This window comes from Streptomyces sp. R41, assembly GCF_041053055.1.
Lineage (GTDB): Bacteria > Actinomycetota > Actinomycetes > Streptomycetales > Streptomycetaceae > Streptomyces.
The window spans coordinates 581,400-606,896 of the sequence record NZ_CP163443.1 but is presented as its reverse complement, the minus strand read 5'-3'; the positions used below and the strand labels follow the sequence as shown (position 1 = coordinate 606,896).

Below are 25,497 nucleotides of genomic sequence, written 5' to 3'. Positions count from 1 at the left end.
GCAACGATATGATCACGGTCGTGAAGGTCGTCGTGCAGGTGAAGCTGACACCGGAGGCCGACCAGGCCGCCGCGCTGTCGGTGACGCTGCGCACGGTCAACGAGGCCGCGAACTGGGTGTCGGCGGTGGCGTTCGAGCGCGGTGTTCCGCGTGAGTACGAGCTGCGCAAGCACACCTACGGCGAACTTCGGGCCCGTGGGCTGGGGGCGCAGGCCGCCCAGCACGTCATCAAGAAGACTCGCGACGCCTACACGACGCTCAAGGCCAACATCAAGGCCGGGAACCTCGGCAGGCCGGGATCGAAGCGTCGCGTCAAGGCCGAGTCCAAGCCGATCGCCTTCCGGCGTGAGGCCGCGCAGCCGTATGACGACCGGTGTTTGAGCTGGCAGTACGACGTGCAGACCGTGTCGATCTGGACAACCTCCGGGCGCATCAAGGACGTTCGCTTCGCCTGCTCCGCCGACGCACTCAAGACGCTCCGGGAGCACCGGCAGGGCGAGTCCGACCTGATCGAACGCGACGGTGTGTTCTACCTGATCGCGACCTGCGACGTTCCCGAGGCCGATCCCTACGAGCCGGACGGCTTCATCGGTGTGGACCTCGGCATCGTCAACATCGCCACCACCTCCACCGGCCGCAAGGCCGCCGGGCGCGGCCTGAACCGGCACCGCAAGCGGCAACTCGACCTGCGCCGCAAGTTGCAGGCCAAGGGCACCAAGTCCGCCAAGCGGCTGTTGAAGAAGCGCAACCGGCGCGAGCAGCGCCACGCCGCCAACACCAACCACATCATCGCCAAGACGATCGTGACCGAGGCTGAACGCACCTCGGCCGGAATCTCCCTGGAAGAACTCAAGGGAATCCGGCAGAGGGTACGGCTCCGCAAGCCCCAACGGGTCGCACTGCACTCCTGGGCCTTCGCCCAGCTCGCAGACTTCATCGTCTACAAGGCCCGCAGGGCCGGCGTGCCCGTGGTCTTCGTCGATCCCGCCTACACCTCGCAGCAGTGCTGCGAGTGCGGCCACCTCGACAAGAAGAACCGGGCAAGCCAGGCCCTGTTCACCTGCCGGAACTGCGGGGTCGTTGCCCACGCAGACCAGAACGCTTCCCACAACATCGCCCGCAAGGGCGAGGCTGCGTGGACTGCGGGGCGTGAGTCACGCGTCCCTGCCACCCCATAAGGGTGTCTGGACGGAGGAGGCCACACCGCAGCCAGTGGTGCCCTACCTCCAAGCCCGGTCCTTTCAGGACCGGGTCAAGTTGACAGTGAGCGCACGAAGTCTTTCACCTCGGTCTCGTAGAGAGCGGCCGGGTCGATGCCCATCGAGGTGAAGTTGCCCTCGATCTCCAGGCCGACCAGGCCGTGCAGATGGGCCCACAGCATCGTGGTCCGCGCGGCGACCGCCGCCGGCACGTCCTCGATTCCGTGGCGCTTCATCCACTCCCGGAAATGGGCCGCCGGGCCCTCCGGGACCGGCGTACTCGGCTTCGCGAGGGCGGCCACCACCTCCAGTACGACGTTCATGGCGGGCTGAGAGGCCTCGACCAGGCTCGTGGACTGTGCGTCGTAGCCCTGGAGCGGTGCCCGGAACAGGAGCCGGTAGCGGTGCGGCTCGGCCACTGCCCAGGCGCGGTAGGCGTGGACGACCGCGGTCAGGCGGGCGACGGGGTCCGTCGTGCCGGCGTCGGCCGCGCGGGAGAGGGCGGACGCCAGGTCCCCGTAGGCGTCGATGACCAGGTCGGTCAGGAGGCTGTCCCGGTTGGTGAAGTAGCGGTACAGCGCGGGGCCGGTCATGCCCACCTGTTTGGCGATGGCGTTGAGCGACAGCGCCTCCGGCCCGCCCTCGGCCAGTTGCCGCAGTGCCGCGGCCTTGACCTCCTGCCGTACCTGTGCGCGGAACCGATCGCGCAGGCCGGGCTCCGTCCGGCTCTCTGCCGCCATGCCATCGCCTCTTCGTCTTCTGTGGGTGGCCCTTGACTCACGGAATATAGAGGAGCAAGCTCTCGTTAGAACTTATCACGAACACGAGAAGCTATAACGAAGGAGCTCTGACCGTCATGGACACCGAGACCGTGGCCGATGTGACGACCGAAGTCGTCCTCCCGGGTGTCGTGGAGCCTTCCGGCCTCGAGATCCGCGTGCGCCCCGCGCCGGAACCGGCGGCCGGTGAGGTCGTCCTGGCCCTGGAGGCCTCCGGGGTGTCGTTCGCCGAACAGCAGATGCGCCGCGGCAAGTACTACGACCAGCCGCCGTTCCCCTTCGTGCCCGGCTACGACCTCGTCGGCGTCGTGGTCCGGACCGGCGCCGGGGTGGACGCGTCACTGGTGGGCCGGCGCTTCGCCGCTCTGACCAAGGTGGGCGGCTGGGCGAGCCGGGTCGTCCTGCCCGTCGCCGATCTCGTCGAGGTCCCCGCCGCGCTGGACCCCGCGGACGCCGAAACAGTGGTCGTCAACGGCATCACGGCCTGGCAGATGCTGCACCGCATCGCCGAGGTCCGCGCCGGAGGGACCGTGCTGGTGCACGGGGCGAACGGCGGCGTGGGCTCCACCCTGGTCCAGCTGGCCACGCACGCCGGCATCCGCGTGATCGGCACCGCCTCGCCCCGGCATCACGACGCGGTGCGCGCGCTCGGCGCGACTCCGCTCGACTACCGCGCGGCCGATCTGCCCGCCAAGGTGCGGGAGTTGGCACCGGGCGGTGTCGACGCCGTCTTCGACCACATCGGAGGCGACGGCATCATCGACTCCTTCAGGCTGCTGGCCCGGGGCGGCACGCTCGTCTCGTACGGCACCGCGGCCACCCGTGACGTCGCCGGATCCTCCAAGCTGCCCGTCCTCAAGCTCGTTGGACGGCTGTTCCTCTGGAAGCTCCTGCCCAACGGCCGGCGTACGCACTTCTACAACATCTGGGCCGGCAAGCGTCGTGCGGCGGCCTTCCACGACCGCCTGCGCACCGACCTCGGTCACGTCTTCGCCCTGCTCGCCGACGGCTCCATCACCGCGCAGGTCGCGGCCCGCATCCCGCTCAGTCAGGCCGCGGAAGCCATGCGGCTGGCCGAGTCCGGCACCGTCACCGGCAAGGTCATCCTCGTTCCCGACTCGGCCCCGGACGCGCCCGACGCCCACTGAAAACAGGTATCCAGGTCGGGCCGATCGCCACCGACGAGTATGTGGTGGTCCGCCGGCAGGCGCGGGGCACCTACCGCGGCGGGTTTCCGGGCGCTCCCGAGGAGGCGATCGGCAACAAGGTGGCGTTCACGAGTACCGACACTCTCCGGGTGAGGACGGCCAGTTGGCCGAGTACTGGGCGAACGCGGACACTCTGTTGCTGGTGCAGCAGCTCAGGATGCGCGAACTGCCCGGGTTCTGACGGGACACGCATCGAGGAACCGGACGCGGTCGGCGGTGGTGTTCGCCGCCGACCGCGCGGACGGTGAATCCGGCGAGGTTCGACCGCTGTTCACCCACGCCTCACCGCACCGGTATGGACCTTGACGATCACCGCGTGCACGCTTGCGCGCGGTGTGCCGCAGGGGCATGCCAGTGACGAGGGCGGACGAATGACACCGATCAGCCGAAGAGGCTTTGTGGGGCTCGGCGCATCCGTGGCGGCAGGCGCGGCGATGGGCGTCGGCTCGCGTCCGGCAGCGGCCGCCGGCACCGCTGCGACGGCGACGGGCACCATCTCGGACGTACGGCACGTCGTGATCCTCATGCAGGAGAACCGCAGCTTCGACCACTACTTCGGCCGTCTCAAGGGCGTCCGCGGCTTCGACGACCGCAGCGGCATCACGCTCTCCGGCGGCACTTCCGTCTTCAACCAGCCCAACGGCGGTGGCAGGCAGTACCCGTGGAAGCTCAGCTCCACGCCCGCCGCGGGCGGCAAGGACGGCGAGACCCTCGCGCAGTGCAACGGCGACCTCCCGCACTCCTGGTCCTCGCAGCACTCCGCGTGGAACAAGGGACGGCTCGACAACTGGGTCTCGGGCGTCGGCAGCATCCGCACGATGGGCTACCTCGACCGCTCCGACATCCCGTTCCACTACGCACTCGCCGACAACTACACCATCTGCGACGCCTACTTCTGCTCCAGCCTCAGCGCCACCGGCCCCAATCGTACGTACCTGTGGAGCGGCAAGGTCGACAGCACCAGCTACGACGGCGGCGACGAGTCCGGACTGACATGGCAGAACTACGCCGAGGCCCTCCAGACGGCCGGCGTCAGCTGGAAGGTCTACCAGAACGCGCAGGACAACTACGGCGACAACGGCTGCGCCTACTTCAAGAAGTTCGCCGCCGCCAAGGCGGGCGACCCGCTGTACGACCGCGGCATGGCCTCCGTGCCGAAGGTCACCGGCTCCACCCCCGACGACATCGCCGCCGCCATCAAGGCCGACGTCCTCGCGGGCACCCTGCCCCAGGTTTCCTGGGTGGTCGCCAACCAGGCCTTCTCGGAGCACCCGTACGCTCCGCCCGGCGACGGCGCCCACTTCGTCGACCTGGTGTACAAGGCGCTCGCCGCCGACTCGAGCGTCTTCAACTCGACCGTTCTGTTCCTCAACTATGACGAGAACGACGGCTTCTTCGACCACGTCCCGCCCCCGGCGCCGCCCGCGGGTACGGCGGGGGAGTTCCTGGGCGGCGTTCCGTACGGTCTCGGCTTCCGCGTGCCCATGCTCGTCATCTCGCCCTGGACGCGTGGCGGTTGGGTCTCCTCGGAGGTCTTCGATCACACCTCCGTGCTGCGCTTCCTGGAGACCTGGACCAGCGCCCTCGGCAAGCCCGCCGCCTGCCCCAACATCAGCGCCTGGCGCCGCAAGGTGACCGGCGATCTGACCGGCGTCTTCGACTTCGCGCATCCGGTCTACGGTGCGGCCTCCCTGCCCGCGACCAGCGTCATCGGATACGACACCTGCGGCCCCCTGCCCAACCCGGTGCCCACCACCAACGCGCTGCCCGCCCAGGAGCCCGGCACCCGGCCCGCCCGCGCGCTGCCGTACCAGCCCGGCGGCTACCTGGACCACCTGGAGTTCGGCGCGAACGGCAAGATCCTCGCCTGGTTCACCATGGTCAACCAGGGCACGCCCGCCAAGAGCGCCGCGCACTTCTCCATCCACCCGAGCGCTTACCGCGACACCACGCCCTGGCAGTACACGGTCGACGCGGGCGCCACCGCCTCCGACTCCTTCAACATCGGCTCGGGGTACGGCGACGGGAAGTACGACATCTCGATGGTCGGCCCCAACCGCTTCCTGCGCCGTTTCAAGGGCGACGCGACGAAGGCGGGCAAATCGGCGGAGGTGAGCACCCGCTACGCGACCGAGCCCGGTACCGGGAAGACGGCCATCTACTTCAAGATGGCCAACTCCTCGACTTCCTCGGTGAAGTTCACCATCACCTCCAGCCACTACCGCACTGACGGTCCCTGGACCTACACCGTCGCCGCGGGCGGTTCGACCGAGGACTTCTTCAACGCGGTGGCGTACCAGGACGGTTGGTACGACTTCACGATCACCGTCGACTCCGACGCGAGCTGGTCGCGTCGGTTCACCGGGCACATCGAGACGGGCGCGGCGAGCGTCAGCGGCTGACCCAGTACGACGGCGGGTCCGAGCACCCGCCGTCGCGGTTCACGCGTACAGGTCCGGGCGCGGCGCGAGTTCGACGGTCACCCGGCCGCCGTTCTCCAGCGCCCGGACCCCCGCCTCGGCGACGGCGGACGCCGCATACCCGTCCCAGACGCTGGGCCCGGTGACGCGGCCCGCCCGGGTGGCGTCCACCCATGCCTGCACCTCGCGGTCGTAGGCATCCGCGAACCGTACGAGGTAGTCCTGGGCCACGTCCTCGAACGCACCGTCCGCCGTCGTCACCACCATCGCGTGCTCGTCCCCGATCCGCGCGGTCCCCGATTCGCAGACCGCCTCGCACCGCACCTGGTAGCCGAAGCCGGAGTTGACGAAGACCTCGACGTCGACCAGAGTCCCGTCCGCGGTCTCGAACAGCACGAATTGGGGATCGAGCAGGCCCTCCGGGGCATGCGAGGTCGGCTGCGGACGGAGCACGGTCACCGCCGTGAGCTCCTGGCCCAGCAGCCAGCGCGCCGCGTCGATCTCGTGCGAGACGGAACTGTTGACGAGCATCGCCGAGGTGAAGCCGGGCGGGGACGACACATTGCGGTGCGTGCAGTGCAGCATCAGCGGACGGCCCAACCGCCCGCTGTCCAGCAGCGACTTGAGACGCTGATACTCGGCGTCGTACCGGCGCATGAAGCCGACCTGCGTCAGCCGCCGCCCGAGCCGTGCCTCGGCCTCCACCACGCGCAGCGCCCCGGCCGACTCCGGCACCAGAGGCTTCTCGCACAGCACGGGCAGACCGCGCTCGAACGCCGCGAGCAGCGCCTCCTCGTGCGCGGGCCCGGGGGAGGCGATCAACACCGCCTGGACGCCGGGCGCGTCGAGTGCGGCCGACACCTCCGTGTGGACCGAGGCACCGTCGATGCCGGCCACGGCGTCCTTCGCCCGGCCGGTGTCGGGATCCGCCACCGTGGCGACCCTGGCGCCGCTCACCACTTGGTCGATTCGCCGTATGTGGTCGGCACCCATGTGTCCGGCACCCAGGACCGCCACACCCAACAGCTCGCTCACGCGCTCCGCACCTTTCCGCCGACAGATCGGTCCCCGTGGTCCGATTGTCGGCCGGAAAGATCAGTAACGCAGTACCCCGGCGATGCCTTTCGCGTCCCCGAGGCTGCCGTCGGGGACGAATCGGACCTCGGCGCCCGTGTCCAGGCAGCGCTCGACGATCTCGTCCACGATGTCCTCGCGGGCGTCCAGATCACCGCTCTCGGCCGGGACCAGATGGTCGCCTCCGTCGTCGCGGACCGTCACGCGGTAGTTCTCCTCGACCGCGAGGAGCCCGATGCGACCGTCGGAGGCGTTCTGCCAGACCTCGTCGACACCGGCGGCGAACGCCTTGCGGCCGCGGGCCGCCTCCAGCTCACGGCTCACCGTGTCGATGCTCTTGCGCTCCTCGGCGGCGATGATCGGTTGGACCGCCTGCCACACGGCGTTGGGGGTGCCGTGCGCGAGACCGCCGTGCGGCATGTGGACGGCGTCCTTGGTGACGGTGCCGACCTCGTCGAGCGTCGAGAGCGCGGCCTGCTCGCCCGTGATGTACAGCGGCCGCGGTTGCTCGCGCAGGACCGCGGTCAGGGCGGTGTCCGCGTCGCGCAGAAAGTGGCGGGTGCCCTCGTCCCGGAAGGTGCTCGGCATGTCGCCGATCTGCTCCTGGCGCTCCGCGTCGAAATTCTCGCGGTCCCTGATCAGCGGGAAGCCACCGGAGTGGTCCTCGACGACATGACCGGCGCCACCGTTCCACAGCGTCACCCGGTCGGCCGAGACCGCGAGGACCCAGAAGGGGCGCTCCGAGGCCTGTGCGGCGACGAGGTTGCGGGTCAGGAAGGTGTCCGAGAGCACCACGCGCTCGGGCACGGTGCGGGCCAGTGACCAGACCTGGTGCTCGCCGGGCGCCGCGAAGATCGCGAGGCCGTCCTCTGCGTGCGCCAGATCGACCTCGGCCAGGGCCCGCTCGAGCTGCTCGACGACATCAGTACGCCGTTCGCGGGTCACCGAGGGGTCGGCCTCCAGCTGCTTCTTGGCCTCGGCCACGACATTGCGGAGCCGGACCGGATCCTGTGCGTTGTCGGGTTCGCGGCGGTGTGTCGGCGTCAGCACGGACACCGCCGGATAGGGCCGCGGCCTGCGCAGCTCGGTGAGGGTCGCGGGGCTGAGTGCGTGCTCCATACCAGCACCATAGGACCGATTCGCCTATCGGGCATTTGGGGCAAGTGATTGTTAGTGTCACTCGGGTCGCCAGATGGCTTTCCCCCGCATCGTGGTCGTCGTACGACGATGCCCGTCTCCGTAGGACGCCCATGACGCAGGCCGACACGGAAACTCAGGCGCCGCCGGCCGCCAAGCTGACGCTGCTGACGCTCACCATGATGGTCGTCGGCTCGATGGTCGGGGCCGGGGTCTTCTCCCTGCCGCGGCGCTTCGCCCAGGAGACGGGTGTGGCCGGCGCTCTGATCGCCTGGGCCGTCGCCGGTACCGGCATGCTGATGCTCGCCTTCGTCTTCCAGCGGCTGGCGATTGCCAGACCCGACCTCGACGCGGGCGTCTACGCGTACGCGAAGGCGGGCTTCGGGGAGTACCTGGGCTTCTTCTCGGCGTTCGGCTACTGGGCCAGCGCCTGTGTCGGCAACGTGACGTACTGGGTGCTCATCATGTCGACCATCGGGGCGATCGCACCCGCGCTCGGCGACGGGGACACCGTCCTCGCGGTGGTGCTCTCCTCGGTCGGCCTGTGGGCGTTCTTCTTCCTCATCCGCAGAGGGGTGAAGGAGGCCGCGGCCATCAACCGGATCGTCACCGTGGCCAAGATCGTGCCGATCCTCGTCTTCGTGATCCTGGCGCTCTTCTATCTGAAACCGCAGGTCTTCGCCGACAACTTCGGCGGCGCCGACTACGCCGGATCCCTCTTCCAACAGGTCAAGGGCACCATGCTGGCCACGGTCTTCGTGTTCCTCGGAGTCGAGGGCGCGAGCGTCTACTCGCGGCACGCCAGGCGCCGCGAGGACGTGGGCCGGGCGACCCTGCTCGGCTTCCTGAGCGTCTTCGCCATCTTCGCCTCGGTCACGATCGTGTCGTACGGACTGATGCCGATGAGCGAGATCGCCGAGCTGCGGCAACCTTCCATGGCCGGAGTACTGGAAAGCGCTGTAGGCACCTGGGGCAAGGTCTTCGTCAGCGTCGGGCTGATCATCTCGGTCCTCGGCGCCTATCTCGCCTGGACGTTGATGGCGGCCGAAGTGCTGTTCGTCGCCGCCAAGGACGAGGACATGCCCCGCTTCCTCGGCCGCTCCACGGCGGCGGACGTGCCCGTGCCCGCGCTGGTGATGACGACGCTGCTCAGCCAAGTCGTACTGGTCGTCACGCTGTTCTCGGACGACGCGTTCAACTTCGCGCTGGATCTGACCAGTGCGCTGACGCTGATCCCGTTCCTGCTGGCGGCGGCCTTCGCCGTGAAGATCGCGCGGGGGAGCCTCGGCAAAGACCTCGTCATCGCCGTACTCGCCACCGTCTACACCGCGTTCCTCATCTACGCCGCAGGGCTGAAGTACATCCTCGTCTCCTTCATCATCTACGCGCCTGCCACGGTCCTGTTCGTGATGGCCCGGCGCGAGCAGGACAGACGGCTGTTCTCGCCCCGTGAACACGTCATCCTCGTCGTCTCGATCGCGGGCGCGGTCCTGGGGATCGTCGCCCTGGCGCTGGGCTGGATCAGCCTCTGATCCGTCCGATCTGTCTGCCCCGGAGAAAGGCACACCGTGACCAGCCAAGACACCACGAGCCGTCCGGCGTACGGCGTCCACTCCGAGGTCGGCAGGCTGCGCAAGGTGCTGGTCTGCGCACCCGGCCTCGCGCACCGCCGGCTCACCCCCACCAACTCCGACGACCTGCTCTTCGACGACGTCATGTGGGTGGAGAACGCGCAGCGCGACCACGCCGACTTCGTCAACAAGCTGCGCGAGCGGGGCGTGGAGGTGGTGGAACTGCACGACCTGCTCGCCCAGACGATGGCGCTCCCGGCGGCCAGGGACTGGCTCCTGGACCGGAAGATCATCGCGAACGAGGTCGGACTCGGACTCATCGACGACACCCGGGCCTTTCTGGAGTCCCTCGAACCCTCCCGGCTCGCCGAGTACTTGATCGGCGGTCTGGCCACCGCCGACCTGCCGGAGGAGTTCCGCTCCGGCTATCTCGCGCTGGCCCGCGAGTCGACCGGCGTACGCGAATACCTGATGCCGCCGCTGCCCAACACCCTCTACACCCGCGACACGACGTGCTGGCTGTACGGCGGCCTCACGCTCAACCCGCTCTACTGGCCCGCCCGGCACGACGAGACGCTGCTGATGAAGGCGATCTACACCTTCCATCCGGACTTCGCGGGCTCCACCGTGTGGTGGGGCGACCCCGAACTGGACTGGGGCCAGGCCACGTTCGAGGGCGGCGACATCATGCCGGTGGGCAACGGGATCGTGCTCATGGGCATGAGCGAGCGCACCTCACGCCAGGCCATCACACAGGTCGCGGCCGCGCTGTTCCGCGACGGGGCGGCCGAGCACGTCGTCGTCGCGGGCATGCCGAAGCTGCGCTCCGCGATGCATCTCGACACCGTCTTCACCTTCGCCGACCGCGACCTGGTCACCCTCTACCCGACCATCATGAACGCGGTGCACACCTTCTCCCTCCGGCCGAGCGACAAGGCGCCCGGCATCGAACTCACCGACGAGGGTTCGCGCCCCTTCACCGACGTCGTCGCCAAGGCGCTCGGCCTCCCCGAACTGCGGGTCGTCGAGACGGGCGGCGACGTGTACGCCTCCGAGCGGCAGCAGTGGGACAGCGGCAACAACGCCGTCGCCCTGGAACCGGGTGTGGTGTTCACCTACGACCGCAACACCCAGACCAACACCCTGCTGCTGAAGGCCGGGATCGAGGTCATCACCATCGTCGGCGCCGAACTCGGGCGAGGCAGGGGCGGCGGTCACTGCATGACCTGCCCCATCGTGCGCGACCCCGTCGGCTTCTGACCCTCAGAAGGCGTCCGGATCGGCGGCGGCCCAGTCCGCGTCCCAGGAGGCGGGCGGCTCCTGGAGGAGGATGCCGGGCGCGAGCCACTCGTAGAGTTCCGCGTACGGCCGGACGGTCGTCGGGTCCGTACGCCGGAGCAACTGGTGAGGCCCGAGCTCGCCCGGATCCCGTACCCCCATGGCGGCCATGATCTGGCTCGCGCTGCGTACCGTCGCCCGCTGGTAGCGGTGCACGCGCTCGGACTTGTCGGCCACGTCCAGGGCGCGGACCCGGCGCGGGTCCTGTGTCGTGACGCCCACCGGGCATCGGTTCGTGTGGCAGCGCTGGGCCTGGAGACAGCCCACGGCGAACATCATCGCGCGGGCCGCGTTCGTGTAGTCCGCGCCCTGCACCAGCCGCTTGACGATGTCCGAACCGATGGCGACCTTGCCGCTCGCGCCGATCCGCACCCGGTCCCGCAGCCCCGTACCGACCAGCGCGTTGTGCACCGTGATCAGCCCCTCGGTGAGTGGCGTACCGAGATTGTCGGCGAACTCCAGCGGCGCGGCCCCGGTACCGCCCTCCGAGCCGTCGACCACGATGAAATCGGGCGTGACGCCCTCGGCGAGCATCGCCTTGCAGACCGCGAGGAACTGGCGGCGCGAGCCGACGCAGAGCTTGAAACCGGTCGGCTTGCCGTCTGCCAACTCCCGCATACGGGCGAGGAATCGCACCATGTCCCGCGGGGTCGAGAATTCGCGGTGGTACGGCGGTGAGATCACCGTCCTGCCCTCCGGGACGTCGCGCGCCCGGGCGATCTCGGCGTTCACCTTGGCGCCGGGCAGGACTCCGCCGAAGCCGGCCTTCGCTCCCTGGGAGAGCTTCAGCGACACGCACTTGACCTCCGGCAGCGCGGCCTTGTCCGCGAACTCCCGTGCGTCGAAGCCCCCTTCGGGAGTGCGGCAGCCGAAGTACCCCGTGCCGATCTCCCAGATCAGGTCGCCGCCGCCCCGCAAGTGGTACTCCGACAGGCCGCCCTCGCCGGTGTCCTGCGCGAAACCGCCCAGCGCCGCACCCCTGTTGAGCGCCAGGATCGCGTTCGACGACAGCGACCCGAAGCTCATCGCGGAGACGTTGAGCAGGGCCATGTCGTACGGCTGGGTGCAGTCGGGACCTCCGACGCGGACCACGGGCGGCTCCCGAGGCACCTCGACCGGGAGCATCGACGGCTGCAGGAACTCGTACCCGTCCTGGTACACGTCCCGCTCGGTGCCGAACGGCTCCTCTGCCTCGACACCCTTGGCACGCTCGTACACGATGCTGCGCACCTCGCGGTCGTACGGGCGTCCGTCGTAGTTCCGCTCGACGAAGTACTGCTGCAGCTCCGGGCGCAGCGCCTCCATGAGGAAGCGGAGGTGGCCGAGCAGCGGATAGTTCCGCAGCACCGAGTGGCGGCGCTGCACCAGGTCCCATACGCCGAGCATGGTCAGCGTCAGCAGGAGACCCGCCGCGAACCACCACCACGGCGAGACGGCGCACACCAGGACCAGCGCCCCGGCCGCGCCGAGGGCGACGAGCAGCAGCAAGAGCATCCGGCGCACACCATGAGTCAAACCCACGGCGAGGAGATGGGCGATCGCGGGCGCGCCGCTCGAGTGGCCCCGGACGGCCCAGGGACGTAGCCGGATGTTGAGCAAGTCTTTGCCCATGGCCGATTCCTGCTGACGGAGGCCGGGCACCAGCGGAATCCGCGGGTCCGGCGCGGGCAAAGCGCGCCCGAAACGGTGGGGGTGGCTGGGCCGGGCAGATTACGTACGTGTTGACGGCCCTCCGCGCATGAAACAGCCTTGTCGTATAGCTGCTAGATACAACTGGTTTTGCGGAAGCGATCGCGCGCCCCTGAAAACCGCAGGTCGGCGCCGCGCTCCAGGCGAACCGGACGCGGGAGGTAACGCATGTGCGGCATCACCGGCTGGGTCTCCTTCGACCGCGACCTGCGCACCGAGACCGGGACATTGGATGCAATGACCGAGACGATGTCCTGCCGGGGACCCGACGACCGGGGCACCTGGGTCGACGGTCCCGCGGCCCTTGGACACCGCAGGCTCGCCATCATCGACCTGCCCGGCGGGCGTCAGCCGATGACCGCCGAGACGCCGGACGGCACGGTCGCGCTCGTCTACTCGGGGGAGACCTACAACTTCACCCAGCTGCGCCGCGAGCTGTCCGACCGCGGGCACCGCTTCTCCACCGACTCCGACACCGAGGTCGTCCTGCGCGGATACCTCGAATGGGGCGAGCAGCTCCCCGAGCGGCTCAACGGCATGTACGCGTTCGCCGTCTGGGACGGCCGCCACGACAAGCTGGTGATGATCCGCGACCGCATGGGCATCAAGCCCTTCTACTACTACCCGACCCCCGACGGCATCCTGTTCGGCTCCGAGCCCAAGGCGATCCTGGCCAACCCGCAGGCCGGAGCCCGGGTCCGCCTCGACGGCCTGCGAGAGCTGTTCGCCCTGGTCAAGACACCCCGGCACGCCGTGTGGGACGGCATGCACGAGGTCGAGCCCGGCACCGTCGTCACCGTCGACCGCAGCGGCCTGCGCCGCCATGTCTACTGGCAGCTGGAGACCCGGCCGCACACCGACGACCGCGACTACTCCATCGCCACCGTCCGCTCGCTCCTCGACGACATCGTGCGCCGCCAGCTCATCGCCGATGTGCCGCGCTGCACCCTGCTCTCCGGAGGCCTCGACTCCTCCGCCATGACCGCGCTGGCGGCCCGGCAGCTCGCCGAGCACGGCGAGAAGGTCCGCAGCTTCGCCGTGGACTTCGTCGGCCGGACCGACCACTTCGTCGCCGACGAACTGCGCGGCACGCCCGACGCGCCCTTCGTGCACGACGTGGCCCGCGCCTCCCGCACCGACCACCAGGACATCGTCCTCGACTCGCACGCCCTCGCCGATCCGGACGTACGGGCGAAGATGATCCGCGCCCGCGACCTCCCCATGGGCTTCGGCGACATGGACGCCTCGCTGTACCTGCTGTTCCAGGCCATCCGCGAGCACTCCACGGTCGCGCTCTCCGGGGAGTCGGCGGACGAGGTCTTCGGCGGCTACCTGCAGTTCTTCGACGAGGAGGCCCGCCGCGCCGACACCTTCCCCTGGCTCGTGCGGTTCGGACAGCACTTCGGCGACGACTCCGACGTACTGCGATCGGACGTCGCCAAGACGCTGGACCTGGAGTCGTACATCGCCGAGGGCTACCGCACGGCCGTCGCCGGCATCCAGCGCCTCGACGGCGAGAGCGACTTCGAATACCGCATGCGTCGCATCTGCCACCTCCACCTGACCCGCTTCGTGCGCATCCTGCTCGACCGCAAGGACCGCGCGAGCATGGCCGTCGGCCTGGAGGTCCGGGTGCCGTTCTGCGACCACCGGCTCGTCGAGTACGTCTACAACACGCCCTGGTCCCTGAAGTCCTTCGACGGCCGGGAGAAGAGCCTGCTGCGGGAGGCGACCGCGGACCTGATCCCGAAGTCCGTGTACGACAGGGTCAAGAGCCCCTATCCGTCCACCCAGGACCCCAAGTACGCGATCGCCCTCCAGGAGCATGTCAAAGACCTGCTGACCCGCCCCTCGCACCCGGTCTTCGACCTCGTCGACCGCGAAAGGGTCCGCCGGGCCGCCGACCGCGACACCCCGCAGATCACGCAGGCGTCGCGGCGCGGCCTCGAACGGACCCTCGACCTGGCGCTCTGGATGGAGATGTACGCGCCGGAGGTGTCGCTCAGCTGAGCCCGAGCGCCCTGTCCGCGGCGGCCACGGACGACTTCCACCATGTCGTCACCGGCTCCCACACGAGGACGGCGTCACCGGCGCCCAGCTCCTTCGCGGTGAAGGACCGTCCGGCGTACGCCGGGTTCGCGGAGACCCCGATGGAGCCCACCCGGCGGGCCTCCGGGTCGGCCGGGTCGGCGATCGTCCGGACGGCCGCGTACGCCGTCCTGCCCGCGCCGATCCGGTACGGTCCGCTGTCCCCCGCGGGTGTCGGCAGGGCGGCGCCGTCGAGGTCGCCGAAGGTGACGGTGGGGATGCGGTCGACCGTGCAGGCGCGAGTGGAGCGGTTGGTGACGCTGATGTGCACGACGGCGGGGTCCGCGGACTGCTCGGCCCGCAGCTTGAGCGCCTTCTCCGCGCACTTCGCGGGCAGAGCGGCCTGCGTGGGCCGGGTGGCGGCGTTCGTGGGCTGGGGTGCCGCCGAGCCGCTCTGCGGCACGGTGAGCAGGAGTGCGGTGGCGGCGGTCGAAAGGCCGAGAACGGTTCGGATGCGCATCGGTGGAGTTCCCCCTGGTGTGGTCACATGCGGGTACGGCGTGCCCGGTCGCGGCGACGCCTGCTCAGTGTGACGGCCGGGGTGCACAAGGGGTTGTAGCCGAGTTGTCCGTGTTACGCGGTTGTGGCCCTCCCGGCCCGCACGCGGCACCCGGGTTCAGTGGTCGGATTCCGTCCCGCACGAGCTGCCGCTGTGCGGCAGGGACCCGTACAGCAAGAAGTCGTCGACCTTCTGATGCACGCACTTGGAGGACGTGTACCCGGTGTGCCCCTCGCCCTTGTTGTCGAGCACGACGGCCGACGAGCCGAGCCGTTTGGCGGTCTCCATGGTCCAGCGGTACGGGGTCGCGGGGTCGCCGCGCGTTCCGACGAGCAGCATCTTCGGGGTGTGGACGTCGCGCACCTTGTCGCGGATGTAGTCGGTGCCCTTGGGGCGCCCGTAGCACAGCAGCACCTGGGTGAGCCGGAACTGGCCGAAGACGGGGGACGCCTCCTCGTACGAGGCGCGCAGCTTGTCGATGTCCTTGGTGACCTGGTCGGCGGTGGGCCGGTCGGGGTCGTCCGCGCAGTTGATCGCCATCAGAGCGGCGGGAAGGTTGTCGATGGGTATGTCCTGCTCGTCGACGAGGCCGCCGTCCCGTCGGGCCGCCGCGGAGGCGCCCGGGAAGGCGATGCCTCCGGACAGCTGCGTGAGTCCGCGGGTGTCGCCGTCCTGGACGAGTTGCTTGAGGGCCTGCTCGAGGGTGGGCCAGTACTCCTTGCTGTACATCGCTTGGCTCATCGCACCCACGAGATCCTGGCCGGAGAACTGCTGGCCGAGGTCCGCCGGGACCGGGTCCTGGTCGAGCGAGTGGACGAGCTGGACGACCTGCTGTCGCGCGCTGCGCGGATCCTGCCCGAACGGACAGCCCATGTCCTTCGTGCACCAGGTGAGGAAGTCCTCAAGGGCGGTCTGCTGCGCCTCGGCGCTCACCAGTCCCTGTTCGGACAGCGGTTCGGTGAGCGTGTCCACCCCGTCGAACACCAGCCGGCCGGTCTTCTTGGGGAACTGGGACGCGTACACCGCGCCCAGCCGGGTCCCGTACGAGAAACCGAGGTAGTTGAGCTTCTTGTCGCCGAGCGCCTGGCGCATCACGTCCATGTCCCGGGAGGCGTTGACCGTGCCGATGTGCGGCAGTACGGGACCGGAGTGCTTGGCGCACAGCTCGGCGGCCTTCTTCACGACCTTGAGGGCGGCCTGCGGATCACTGCTGTCGGCGGTGGTGTCGATCGCGGCGGAGGCCTCGTCGGCGCCCTCGCCGCAGCTGACGGGTGACGACTGCCCGACGCCGCGGGGGTCGAAGGTCACCACGTCGTAGCCGTTCGTCAGGCTCATGAAGTCCTTGCCCGAAAGGGCGAGCTGGCTGATCCCCGCGACTCCGGGGCCGCCGAAGTTCAGCAGCACGGAACCCCTCGACTTGCCCGTGGCCCGATAGCGGGCCAGCGCCACGTCGAGCGTCCCGGCACCGGGGTGCGCGTAGTCCAGCGGGACGGTCACCTTCCCGCACTGCAGATCCTTGGGCATCCCGTCGCCCTTGCACGCCGACCACGTGATCTTCTGGCTGTAGAAACGGGACAGATCCGGGCTGTCGGCGGCCGTCGCCACCGCGGGCAGCCCGGCCGCCAGCAGGGCCAGGGTCACGGTCGCGGCTCCGGCGAACGCGCAGCGTTGGTGCACGGACAGCATGCATGCCTCCAGGGACCCCCGGCGGTGGACCGGCGATACCCCCTCGCTCACGATAAGCGCGGGTCCGGGGCCACGCCTCTGGGCGAGCGGAGCGGGCCGTCGTGCCTTACCCTGCGCGCCCGCACGCCGGCCGCCTCCCGCTCTCAGGCCTCGCGCGCCAGTTCGAAAGCCGTGACGCTCGATGGAGTGAAAGGCCGATAAGCCATAACTCGGATGGTTCTTCTGCGTTTTACGCCATGCGGGCGAGTGCCCGCGACCATGTCTGGAAGGCAGGGAACCTATGAATCGGGTTACCCGAAATGGTTTGATCGCCGCTGCCGCCGCCTCGGGCGCGCTGGCCGTGACCATGCCGGCGCACGCCGACTCCGGGGCTGACGGCACCGCGGCAGGTTCGCCCGGGCTGATCTCCGGCAACACCATCCAGCTCCCGGTGCACGTTCCCGTGAACGTGTGCGGCAACACCGTGAACGTGGCCGGGCTGCTCAACCCGGCCGCGGGCAACAGCTGCGCCAACAAGAGCGGCGCGGCCGGGGAGCCCGGCGGGACGCGCGGCGGTGCCGTCGCGCACGGCAGCGGAAAGGATTCGCCGGGCGTGCTCTCGGGCAACGACGTACAGCTCCCGGTGCATGCGCCGGTGAACGTCAGCGGCAACTCCGTGACCGTGGTCGGTCTCGGCAACGCGGCCATCGGCAACGAGTCCACGAACACCTCCGGCGTGCCTCAGCACCCGGTCGGGCCCGCCCCCACGCCGTCCGCCCCGACCAAGGCGTACCCGCGTCCCCAGGCGCCCCGGCACGCCCCGCAGCAGACGGTGGCCTCGCTCGCGCACACCGGCGCGGACCAGACGCTCCCGGCGATCGCGGGGAGCGCGGCCCTCGTCCTGGGCGGGGTGGCCCTGTACCGGCGGTTCCGGCCCGCCGCGGTGCGCTGACCCACGGCCCACCGAGGACGGAAGGCCCCACCGGGCCCATGGCCGGTGGGGCCTCCTCGGCTCCCTCACCCGGCGGCGTTCAGCAGATCGAGAGCGCTCTGCTGTCGGGCCGCGTCGATCCGGTCCAGGGGGCCTGACCAGCGCAGACCGTACTGATCGAGAGCGTTGCGGTCCCCGCCGTACGCCGCGTCGGCCTGCCTCCTCAGATACGCGGTGTACGGATGGTCGGGCAGAGCGGAGTTGAGCTTGCCCAGGCCGCGCACATGGGCGCCCTTGAAGGACGGGCCGTCCGCCCCGCAGTCCCCGTTCTCGCAGGGGTCCCGCAGAATGCCGTCGGCGGTGTTGAGCGCCGACGAGGTGGTGGCCGCGTCGGCGATCTGGCGCGCCGTGGTGAGCGGCGTGTCGTCGCCGGTCGCGCGGTTCAGCTCGGTGAGCGCTCCGAGGAGTACGCCCTGGTTGTACGACCACACGGTGCCGCCGTTGTTGCGACACGTCGACAGGCTGATGCCGTCGTTCACCAGGTGCGCGGAGTTCACCATGCCCGTCGACTGGAACCAGGACCAGCCGGCCCGGGCACGCGCGAGGTAGCCGCTGTCGCCGGGGATGCGGTTGTGAAGGGCCGCGTTGAGCTGGATGTAGAGCGAGTTGGCGATCGCGTTCTTGTACGTCTTCGCGGTGCTCCACCACACCCCGCCGCCGCACGTCGTGTCCCAGTACGCGGCCATGTGGTCGGCGTCGGCCCGCGCGGTGTCGAGATAGCGGCTGTCGCCGGTCAGGTCGTACGCCGCCACCCAGGCGAGTCCCCACCAGCCGGTGTCGTCGATGTAGTCGTTGCGGAACTGGCCTCCCTGCGCGCCCAGTTGGCGATCGTAGGTGGCGGCGACGGCGTACCGGTAACTGCCCATGCCGGTGACCCGGATGTTGTCGATCAGGGCGGTGAGCGCGTTCGCCGAGTTCCACCAGCCGGTCGTGGCGAAGAGGCCGGTGGAGTTGTCGTAGAACATCATCTGGGCCGTCGCGGCGGCCGTACGCCGCTCGCCCGCGTTCCATGTCGTACGCGCCCAGGCGGTGCACGCGATGTCGCTGCGGTCGCCGGCCTTGCCGCAGGCGCGCAGGGCGCCGACGCCGTGGTTGTTCCAGTCGTCGACGTTGTACATGAGGGTGCGCCAACCCCGTTGCCCCGCAGGCACGGTGGTGTCACCGAGGCGGCTGCCCGAACTCCAGGTGCGGCCGCCGTCGAAGGAACGGTCGAGCCACACCTCGTCCCCGGGGCCGCCGTTGTCCAGCGACGCCCAGCCCATCGCGTCCGTGTCGTCGAAGTGGAGCGTGAGCGAGCGCGAGAAGAGGGTGGTGGAGACCGGGGTGCGGTCCTGCGGGGAGAGGGCGGGGTCGCGGGCTTCGCAGTATTTGTTGCAGACGGTCGCCGTGGGTGCGGCCGCGGACGGCTGGGGGAGAGCGAACCCCGCCGAGACGGCGAGGACGAGGGGTAGGGCTCTTCGCAGACAGCGCGAGTGAGACAACGTTGTCATCGTCGGGTCGACCTCTGATCGAGAGGGAAAGTGAGAGCGCTCTCGGAAATTAACCGCGTGACGCGTCCGCGTCAATCTCGTGGCGCAGGACGCTGTACCGCACGCCGTCGCGCCACCGACCGTCGCGGAACACGACGCTGCGCAGCACGCCCTCGCGGGTGAATCCGGCCTTCTCCAGGGCGCGTTGCTCGGCGATGTTGTCCGACTCGGTGTCGGCCTCGATGCGCATCACGAGGGTGTGGGCGAAGAGGTATCGGACCAGTTGCCGCTGGGCTTCGGTCCCCACGCCCTTGCCGCGCGCCTCCGGGAGCAGACAGATCCCCATGTTCCAGTAGTGCGTGGTCCGGCTGGAGACGATCTTCCGCCAGGCGACGAATCCCAGTCGCTCGTCGTCCCGCACGACCATCAGCTGACCCGACTCCTCGGTGATCAGGCCGGTCTCCGCCCACTGACGCCGCCAGCGCCGGATGTCCCACCAGCCGAACCACTGGAAGGGTTCGGCCGTCTGCGGCTCCATCAGGAACCGCTCCATGACGGGCAGGTCGTCTTCGGCCACGGGGCGCAAGGTCACGCGTTCGACGCTCATGAAGGGCAACCTTAGGCCGGACGAGCGGTCGGCGCTGCCGGAGCCGGTACCCGCCCAGAGGTACGGGAGGTCCTGGCCAAATCCCCTCCCACGCCCGGTGATTGCCGCTGCGAACGGTGTGGAGATCGGGAAGGATGCTGCGGGTGCGACCGACCACCGCACCGAAGCGACCCCGTATGGAATGGAGCGCCCACATGACCTCTCCGGGACCTGAAGACCTTGTCGTCTCGCGAGCTTCGCTCGACGACTGGAAGGTGGTCGGCGGATGGGCGGCGGACGAGGGATGGAATCCCGGGCTGTCGGACAGCGTGAGCTTCTTCGCCCAGGACCCCGAGGGCTTCTTCATCGGCTGGATCGGCGGGGAACCCGTCTCGGCCGTCTCGGTGGTCAACTATGACGCCGACTACGCCTTCCTGGGCTTCTACCTCGTACGCCCCGACCTGCGTGGCCGCGGATATGGCCTCACCACCTGGAAGACGGGCCTCGCCCGTGCCGGCGGCCGCACCGTCGGCCTCGACGGGGTGGTCGCGCAACAGGACAACTACCGCCAGTCCGGCTTCGAACTCGCCCACCGCACCGTCCGTTTCAGCGGAGTCGCCCCCGTGGGGCAGGCGCCGTCGGGAGTCCGGCCCGCCGAGGAGGCGGACCTCGCTGCGATCACGGCGTACGACAGCGCCTGTTGTCCCGCCGATCGCCCGCGCTTCCTGGAGCGGTGGCTGACCGGGCCGGGCCACCGCACCTTCGTCCGTCTCGCGGGTGGCCGCCTCACCGGCTACGCCGTGATCCGCCCGGCCCGCGACTCCCTGCGCATCGGGCCGCTGTTCGCCGACACCGCCGCGGATGCCAGGGCGCTGTTCTCGGCGCTGTCCGCCGACGCCGCCGGAAGCGAGCTCGCCATCGACGTCCCCGAGACGAACGCGGAGGGCATCGCTCTCGTCGAGGAACTCGGACTCGCCCCCTCCTTCGAAACGGCCCGTATGTACACGGGCCCGGTCAGGCCGTTCGCCCAGGAGCGCGTCTACGGCGTCACGACGCTGGAGCTCGGCTAGCCGGTCGAGCCTGATCCGGGGCGCTGACGGGACGACTCTTCGGCCGCGCGCCGTGCGGGGAAGGCACGTCGGCGCCCCACGGCCACCACGGTCAGCGCGGCCGCGATCAGCGGGAGCGACGTCCAGGGGAGTGCTCCCGCGCCCGAACTCTCCAGGACCAGCCCGCCGGTGAGGGAACCGGCCGCGATGCCCGCGTTGTACACGGTCGTCTGGAGCGATGTGGCCACGTCCGCGTCGGCCGGGCCGGACGCGTCGACCAGCGCGGTCTGGATGAGGGTGGGCGCTCCGCCGAACGCGGCGCCCCACATGGCGACGGAGACGAGGAGTACGGCGGGCGCGGCGGCGTACAGCCCCAGCGTGAGCAGGGCGCAGGCGATCAGGGCGAGCGCGGTCAGCAGCGTTCGGCGCAGGTGCGCGTCGACGAGTACGCCGGTGATCCAGATGCCGACGACGGTGGCGATTCCAAACACCAGAAGGACCAGTCCGGTGTGGCCGAACCCCACATGGTTCGCGAACGGGGCGACGTAGGTGTACATCACCTGATGCCCCAGGAGCAGCAGCAAGGTGACGGACAGGATGGTCGCGATCCCCGGCAGCGCGGCGACCCGGTGCAGCGGCGCGCGGGTGCCCGCCGCCTCACCGGGGAAGCCCGGCACCCGCCACCGCACCCAGCCCACGAGCAGGACGGCGAGCACGGTCAGTGCGGTGAAGGCCGCACGCCAGCCCAGGGCTTCGGCCAGCGCGGTGCCCGCGGGCACGCCCAGCGACAGCGCGAGGGTGATCCCCGCCAGCACGATCGCGATGGCGCGACCGCGCCGCTCGGCCGGCACCATCCGGGCCGCGTACCCGACGAGCATCGCCCACAGAGTGCCGCCCATGCCCCCGGCCGCGAGTCGGGCCACGAAGGTCAGCGCGTACGCGGACGACACGGCGGTGACGGCGTTGCCGCAGGCGAAGCCCACGAGGGTGCCGATCAGTACCTGGCGACGCGGCAGACCGCGCAGCGCCGTCGTGAGCGGGACGGCGGCGAGAAAGGAGGCGAGCGCGTAACCGGTCACCAGGAACCCGACGCGCCCCTCGGAGACGCCCAGGTCCGAAGCCATCCGCGGCAGCAGGCCCGCGGGCAGCAGCTCGGTCATGACGGCGGTGAAGGCGGCCGTGGACAGGGCGAGCAGCCCCGACAGCGGGAACGTGGCGGCGGGCAGAGCGGTGCTGTGGGCAGGCGATGCGACGGACATGCGACCATGCTGAAACCTTCACATCAGTGTGAAGGCAAGCGCGTCCGCACAGTGGCGGCGTGGGCCGCCCAGCCCGCCCGCCCTCCGAGGAGAGCCATGAAGATCGGTGAACTGTCGCGCCGCACCGGCGTCCCGGCCCGGATGCTCCGCTATTACGAGGAGCAGGGTCTGCTCCACCCCGAGCGGGCCGACAACGGCTATCGCGCGTACGGCGATTCTGCCGTCCAGTGTGTCCGGCAGATCCGGGGGCTGCTCGACTCCGGACTCACCACCGAGATCATCGGCGCCATCCTGCCGTTCCTGTCCGACCCGGGGGAGATCCATCTCCACCCCGAGTGCCTGACCCCGGAGACCGCCGCGCTGCTGCGCGGCGAGATCGACCGCATCCAGGCCCGCATCGACTGTCTGGCCCGCAACCGGGACGCGTTGCGGGCCTATCTGGCGGCGGTTCAGCCGGACCGCGTCAGCTAGCCAGCTCCCGCGCGTGTTCCGCGGCCTCGCGCACCGGGCCGCGGTACACGGGACCGTGGCCGGGGAGCAGGACATCTGCCCCGAGGGCTTCGATGCGCCCGAGTGACGCGAGGGCGCCGTCGCGATCCGCGTCGAACATCGTGGGCAGCAGCTGCGGACCACGTACACGTGAGGTCGGGTGACCGCTGACCAGGGCGTCACCGGAGATCAGGATTCCGGCGTCCGGCAGATGGTAGACGCAGTGCCCCGCGGTGTGGCCCGGCGTGTGCACCGGAACCGGACGGCCGGGCAGGTCGAGCGGCCCCTCCTTCGCAAACGCCTCGGGCCGGGTCATGTGGACGTCCGCGGTCCCGCCCGACCGGATGGCGTGCACCGCCCACGGCAGCACACCGGGACGCCACGCCTGGCGCATCACCTGCCCCACGCTCACCTGCTGGAGGAACTCGCGGCGCGCGTGCGGCAGTTCCGCCTCGTGCAGATGGACCGGGATGCCGTACGTGGCGCTGAGGTACTCGGCGGAGCCGAGGTGGTCGTTGTGCGCGTGGGTGATGAGCACGGCGCTGACGGCCTCGGGCGCGTGGCCGAGCGCGTGCAGCGACGCGAGGAGTTCCTGGCGGTCGCCGGGGTACCCCGTGTCGATCAGGGTGACGGCGTCGCCGTCGGTCAGGACGACCCAGTTGGTGTTGCTGCCGTGGACCAGATGAACTCCGGCGGCCGCCTCAACGATCGCATCCTCGCGCATGACCATCCCGACGCTTGAGATCTGTTCACGGCCGAAGGGGGCCGCGTCAGGGCGAAGGTATCGCGAGCGCCCGGGCGTGCCCCCGCCGCCCTCACGGACACGGGGCCTTCGGTGGCCGAAGGTGAACGGCCCGTTCCGGCAAGGGACTTGACGCGGCACGGACAACACCGCTCCCATATGGCGAGTCTCGTTGACTTTTGTTCGAGTCTGCGAACAAACCGCTCAAGGGAGAGCCGCATGTCCCCTATTTCGAACACGTCGTGTCTCACGCGCCTCCTGAGACGCGCAGGCATCCAATGCGCCGTCCTGTTGCTCGCTGTCGCCGGACTGGCCGGACTCGGGCACTCGGCCGCGCCCCTCACCGCCGAGCCGACAGCCGTCAGCACCAACCAGATCGGCGTCACCCCCGCGCCGATGGGCTGGGCATCCTGGAACAGCTTCGCCAGCGCCATCGACTACGACACCATCAAGGCCCAGGCCGACGCCCTCGTCTCGTCCGGCATGGCAGCCGCCGGCTACAAGTACGTCAACATCGACGAGGGCTGGTGGCAGGGCGCCCGCGACAGCGGCGGCAACATCAGCGTCGACACCGCCCAGTGGCCCGGCGGCATGAAGGCCATCGCCGACTACATCCACAGCAAGGGCCTCAAGGCCGGGATCTACACCGACGCCGGGAAGAACGGCTGCGGCTACTACTACCCGACTCCCGAAGGAACGCCCGCCGCCCCCAACACCGGGATGGAGGGCCACAACCAGCAGGACCTGGAGACCTTCCAGAACTGGGGCTTCGACTACGTCAAGATCGACTGGTGCGGCGGTGACGCCGAGGGCCTGAACCAGGAGACGACCTACAAGGCGATCCGTGACGCCAACACCGCCGCGACCGCCGTCACGGGACGCCCGCTCGTCTTGTCGCTGTGCGAGTGGGGTACCGGCAAGCCCTGGAACTGGGCCGCCGGCGTGGGGGCCATCTGGCGGACGAGCACGGATATCGTCTATTGGCCGAACAACCCCACGATGTCCAACATCCTGGCCAACTTCGACAAGTCCCTGCACCCCGCCGCCCAGCACACCGGCTACTACAACGACCCGGACATGCTGACGGTCGGCATGAGCGGTCTGAGCGCCGCCCAGAACCGCACCCACATGGGCCTGTGGGCGATCTCCGGCGCACCCCTGCTCGCGGGCAACAACCTTGCCACCATGAGCTCGTCGACCGCCTCGATCCTCACCAACTCCGAGGTCATCGCCATCGACCAGGACACGCGCGGCCTGCAAGGCGTGAAGGTCGCCGAGGACAGCACAGGCCTGCAGGTCTACAGCAAGGTCCTCTCCGGCACCGGCAAGCGCGCGGTCCTGCTGCTGAACCGTACGTCCGCCGCGGCCGACATCACCGCCCGCTGGCAGGACATGGGCCTGACCACCGCGTCCGCCGCCGTGCGCAACGTGTGGTCGGCATCCAACATCGGCTCGTACGCGACGAGTTACACCACCAGCGTGCCCGCCGGGGAGGCCGTCCTGCTCACCGTCTCCGGCACGGAGGGCTCCGGGACCACCTACGAGGACACGACCGCGGCCACGACGCCGACGTTCACCGGCGTCACGACGGCCGGCGCGGGCACGAAGCTGATCGACATCAGCTACGCCAACGGCGGCTCCACGGCCCGCAGGGCGACCCTGCAGGTCAACGGCCAGTACACGCAGACGCTCGCCTTCCCGCCCACCGGGTCGTCGAGCACCTACCGCACCGTCTCCGTCCTCGCCCATCTGGCGAAGGGCTCGAACACGCTCACCTTCGCTCCGTCCGGCACCGTCCCCGACATCGACGCCGTGGCCGTCCGCGCCATCCCCGGCACCAACGGCACGGCGATCGTCGGCACGGGGTCCGGCCGCTGCCTGGACTTCTTCCAGAACACCATCACCAACAACAGCCAGGCCGAACTCTGGGACTGCGGCGGAGGCCAGAACCAGACGTTCACCTACACCTCGCGCAGCGAACTCGTCGTCTACGGCAACAAGTGCCTCGACGCATACAACAGCGGCACCGCCAACGGCACCCGCGTCGTCCTGTGGGACTGCAACGGCGGCACCAACCAGAAGTGGACCGTCAACTCCAACGGCACCATCACCAACAACGTCTCGGGCCTGTGCCTCGACGCGGTCAACAACGGCACGGCGAACGGCACGTTGATCGACCTGTGGTCGTGCAACGGAGGATCGAACCAGCAGTGGAGCCGTAACTGAGCGGGGGCTGAACCCGTCC

The 25,497-nt window shown here is 69.7% G+C and carries 20 protein-coding genes; 10 read left to right on the top strand and 10 right to left on the bottom strand.

All coding sequences use genetic code 11. The annotated features are described in order from the left end of the window. The first annotated feature begins 8 nt into the window (after positions 1-8). Positions 9-1,178, top strand: a complete 1,170-nt coding sequence (locus AB5J53_RS02930) for an RNA-guided endonuclease InsQ/TnpB family protein (protein ID WP_369244087.1) — start codon at positions 9-11, stop codon at positions 1,176-1,178. A 74-nt stretch (positions 1,179-1,252) separates the two neighbouring features. Here AB5J53_RS02930 and AB5J53_RS02925 read toward each other — a convergent pair whose 3' ends face one another. Beyond that, positions 1,253-1,939 carry a TetR/AcrR family transcriptional regulator gene (locus AB5J53_RS02925; RefSeq protein ID WP_369244086.1) on the bottom strand — a complete coding sequence of 229 codons (687 nt, stop codon included), beginning with the start codon at positions 1,937-1,939 and terminating at the stop codon, positions 1,253-1,255. A gap of 116 nt (positions 1,940-2,055) precedes the next feature. On the opposite strand from AB5J53_RS02925, the gene AB5J53_RS02920 reads away from it, so the two are divergent. Both AB5J53_RS02920 and AB5J53_RS02915 read left to right on the top strand, forming a co-directional pair. Next, complete coding sequence (locus tag AB5J53_RS02920; RefSeq protein ID WP_369244085.1) at positions 2,056-3,126, top strand: medium chain dehydrogenase/reductase family protein; 1,071 nt, start codon at positions 2,056-2,058, stop codon at positions 3,124-3,126. Positions 3,127-3,557: 431 nt separating this feature from the next. After that, positions 3,558-5,588 carry a phosphocholine-specific phospholipase C gene (locus tag AB5J53_RS02915; RefSeq protein ID WP_369244084.1) on the top strand — a complete coding sequence of 677 codons (2,031 nt, stop codon included), beginning with the start codon at positions 3,558-3,560 and terminating at the stop codon, positions 5,586-5,588. 39 nt (positions 5,589-5,627) lie between these two features. Here AB5J53_RS02915 and AB5J53_RS02910 read toward each other — a convergent pair whose 3' ends face one another. After that, entirely contained in the window at positions 5,628-6,641 is a 1,014-nt protein-coding gene (locus AB5J53_RS02910) for a Gfo/Idh/MocA family protein (protein WP_369244083.1), read from the bottom strand. A 60-nt stretch (positions 6,642-6,701) separates the two neighbouring features. Further along, a complete protein-coding gene (locus tag AB5J53_RS02905; RefSeq protein WP_369244082.1) occupies positions 6,702-7,799 on the bottom strand; it encodes a chemotaxis protein in 1,098 nt (365 codons plus the stop codon). Positions 7,800-7,930: 131 nt separating this feature from the next. Here AB5J53_RS02905 and AB5J53_RS02900 point away from each other — a divergent pair, with 131 nt between their 5' ends. Continuing rightward, a complete protein-coding gene (locus tag AB5J53_RS02900) occupies positions 7,931-9,349 on the top strand; it encodes a basic amino acid/polyamine antiporter (RefSeq protein ID WP_369244081.1) in 1,419 nt (472 codons plus the stop codon). A 36-nt stretch (positions 9,350-9,385) separates the two neighbouring features. After that, complete coding sequence (locus AB5J53_RS02895; protein WP_369244080.1) at positions 9,386-10,648, top strand: arginine deiminase; 1,263 nt, start codon at positions 9,386-9,388, stop codon at positions 10,646-10,648. Between the two features lie 3 nt (positions 10,649-10,651). On the opposite strand, the gene AB5J53_RS02890 is transcribed toward AB5J53_RS02895, so the two are convergent. Continuing rightward, positions 10,652-12,220, bottom strand: a complete 1,569-nt coding sequence (locus AB5J53_RS02890; protein WP_369252022.1) for an FMN-binding glutamate synthase family protein — start codon at positions 12,218-12,220, stop codon at positions 10,652-10,654. 363 nt (positions 12,221-12,583) lie between these two features. Here AB5J53_RS02890 and asnB point away from each other — a divergent pair, with 363 nt between their 5' ends. Then, complete coding sequence (gene asnB, locus AB5J53_RS02885; RefSeq protein WP_369244079.1) at positions 12,584-14,425, top strand: asparagine synthase (glutamine-hydrolyzing); 1,842 nt, start codon at positions 12,584-12,586, stop codon at positions 14,423-14,425. Here the strand turns inward: asnB and AB5J53_RS02880 are convergent. Further along, positions 14,418-14,963 carry a DUF4232 domain-containing protein gene (locus tag AB5J53_RS02880; RefSeq protein WP_369244078.1) on the bottom strand — a complete coding sequence of 182 codons (546 nt, stop codon included), beginning with the start codon at positions 14,961-14,963 and terminating at the stop codon, positions 14,418-14,420. The two genes, asnB and AB5J53_RS02880, sit on opposite strands and share 8 nt — an antisense overlap. A 156-nt stretch (positions 14,964-15,119) precedes the next feature. After that, the gene (locus AB5J53_RS02875) at positions 15,120-16,688 is read right to left on the bottom strand and encodes an alpha/beta fold hydrolase (RefSeq protein ID WP_369244077.1); all 1,569 of its coding nucleotides are present in this window, start codon (positions 16,686-16,688) and stop codon (positions 15,120-15,122) included. 280 nt (positions 16,689-16,968) lie between these two features. Between AB5J53_RS02875 and AB5J53_RS02870 the strand changes: the two genes are divergently transcribed. Next, positions 16,969-17,619 (top strand): chaplin, encoded by a 651-nt coding sequence (locus AB5J53_RS02870; protein WP_369244076.1) that lies wholly within the window; start codon positions 16,969-16,971, stop codon positions 17,617-17,619. A gap of 65 nt (positions 17,620-17,684) precedes the next feature. Here AB5J53_RS02870 and AB5J53_RS02865 read toward each other — a convergent pair whose 3' ends face one another. Continuing rightward, positions 17,685-19,148, bottom strand: a complete 1,464-nt coding sequence (locus AB5J53_RS02865; RefSeq protein WP_369244075.1) for a glycoside hydrolase family 76 protein — start codon at positions 19,146-19,148, stop codon at positions 17,685-17,687. A 49-nt stretch (positions 19,149-19,197) separates the two neighbouring features. Next, on the bottom strand, positions 19,198-19,734 hold the full coding sequence (locus AB5J53_RS02860) for a GNAT family N-acetyltransferase (RefSeq protein WP_369244074.1): 537 nt from the start codon (positions 19,732-19,734) through the stop codon (positions 19,198-19,200). Between the two features lie 194 nt (positions 19,735-19,928). Here AB5J53_RS02860 and AB5J53_RS02855 point away from each other — a divergent pair, with 194 nt between their 5' ends. Next, positions 19,929-20,783 (top strand): GNAT family N-acetyltransferase, encoded by an 855-nt coding sequence (locus AB5J53_RS02855; RefSeq protein ID WP_369244073.1) that lies wholly within the window; start codon positions 19,929-19,931, stop codon positions 20,781-20,783. Here AB5J53_RS02855 and AB5J53_RS02850 read toward each other — a convergent pair. Continuing rightward, positions 20,780-22,021, bottom strand: a complete 1,242-nt coding sequence (locus AB5J53_RS02850; protein ID WP_369244072.1) for an MFS transporter — start codon at positions 22,019-22,021, stop codon at positions 20,780-20,782. The genes AB5J53_RS02855 and AB5J53_RS02850 overlap by 4 nt on opposite strands. 96 nt (positions 22,022-22,117) lie before the next feature. Between AB5J53_RS02850 and AB5J53_RS02845 the strand changes: the two genes are divergently transcribed. Further along, a complete protein-coding gene (locus AB5J53_RS02845; RefSeq protein ID WP_369244071.1) occupies positions 22,118-22,492 on the top strand; it encodes a MerR family transcriptional regulator in 375 nt (124 codons plus the stop codon). Here AB5J53_RS02845 and AB5J53_RS02840 read toward each other — a convergent pair. Further along, the gene (locus AB5J53_RS02840) at positions 22,485-23,234 is read right to left on the bottom strand and encodes an MBL fold metallo-hydrolase (RefSeq protein WP_369244070.1); all 750 of its coding nucleotides are present in this window, start codon (positions 23,232-23,234) and stop codon (positions 22,485-22,487) included. The two genes, AB5J53_RS02845 and AB5J53_RS02840, sit on opposite strands and share 8 nt — an antisense overlap. 237 nt (positions 23,235-23,471) lie before the next feature. Between AB5J53_RS02840 and AB5J53_RS02835 the strand changes: the two genes are divergently transcribed. Continuing rightward, positions 23,472-25,478, top strand: a complete 2,007-nt coding sequence (locus AB5J53_RS02835) for an RICIN domain-containing protein (RefSeq protein ID WP_369244069.1) — start codon at positions 23,472-23,474, stop codon at positions 25,476-25,478. Positions 25,479-25,497: the final 19 nt, after the last annotated feature.

Excerpts from the sequence above, each read along its gene's own strand:
- AB5J53_RS02930 (WP_369244087.1), top strand. The coding sequence starts at position 9 with ATGATCACGGTCGTGAAGGTCGTCGTGCAGGTGAAGCTGACACCGGAG.
- AB5J53_RS02925 (WP_369244086.1), bottom strand. The coding sequence starts at position 1,939 with ATGGCGGCAGAGAGCCGGACGGAGCCCGGCCTGCGCGATCGGTTCCGC.
- AB5J53_RS02920 (WP_369244085.1), top strand. The coding sequence starts at position 2,056 with ATGGACACCGAGACCGTGGCCGATGTGACGACCGAAGTCGTCCTCCCG.
- AB5J53_RS02915 (WP_369244084.1), top strand. The coding sequence starts at position 3,558 with ATGACACCGATCAGCCGAAGAGGCTTTGTGGGGCTCGGCGCATCCGTG.
- AB5J53_RS02905 (WP_369244082.1), bottom strand. The coding sequence starts at position 7,799 with ATGGAGCACGCACTCAGCCCCGCGACCCTCACCGAGCTGCGCAGGCCG.
- AB5J53_RS02900 (WP_369244081.1), top strand. The coding sequence starts at position 7,931 with ATGACGCAGGCCGACACGGAAACTCAGGCGCCGCCGGCCGCCAAGCTG.
- AB5J53_RS02890 (WP_369252022.1), bottom strand. The coding sequence starts at position 12,220 with ATGCTCTTGCTGCTGCTCGTCGCCCTCGGCGCGGCCGGGGCGCTGGTC.
- asnB (WP_369244079.1), top strand. The coding sequence starts at position 12,584 with ATGTGCGGCATCACCGGCTGGGTCTCCTTCGACCGCGACCTGCGCACC.
- AB5J53_RS02880 (WP_369244078.1), bottom strand. The coding sequence starts at position 14,963 with ATGCGCATCCGAACCGTTCTCGGCCTTTCGACCGCCGCCACCGCACTC.
- AB5J53_RS02875 (WP_369244077.1), bottom strand. The coding sequence starts at position 16,688 with ATGCTGTCCGTGCACCAACGCTGCGCGTTCGCCGGAGCCGCGACCGTG.
- AB5J53_RS02870 (WP_369244076.1), top strand. The coding sequence starts at position 16,969 with ATGAATCGGGTTACCCGAAATGGTTTGATCGCCGCTGCCGCCGCCTCG.
- AB5J53_RS02865 (WP_369244075.1), bottom strand. The coding sequence starts at position 19,148 with ATGACAACGTTGTCTCACTCGCGCTGTCTGCGAAGAGCCCTACCCCTC.
- AB5J53_RS02860 (WP_369244074.1), bottom strand. The coding sequence starts at position 19,734 with ATGAGCGTCGAACGCGTGACCTTGCGCCCCGTGGCCGAAGACGACCTG.
- AB5J53_RS02855 (WP_369244073.1), top strand. The coding sequence starts at position 19,929 with ATGACCTCTCCGGGACCTGAAGACCTTGTCGTCTCGCGAGCTTCGCTC.
- AB5J53_RS02850 (WP_369244072.1), bottom strand. The coding sequence starts at position 22,021 with ATGTCCGTCGCATCGCCTGCCCACAGCACCGCTCTGCCCGCCGCCACG.
- AB5J53_RS02845 (WP_369244071.1), top strand. The coding sequence starts at position 22,118 with ATGAAGATCGGTGAACTGTCGCGCCGCACCGGCGTCCCGGCCCGGATG.
- AB5J53_RS02840 (WP_369244070.1), bottom strand. The coding sequence starts at position 23,234 with ATGCGCGAGGATGCGATCGTTGAGGCGGCCGCCGGAGTTCATCTGGTC.
- AB5J53_RS02835 (WP_369244069.1), top strand. The coding sequence starts at position 23,472 with ATGTCCCCTATTTCGAACACGTCGTGTCTCACGCGCCTCCTGAGACGC.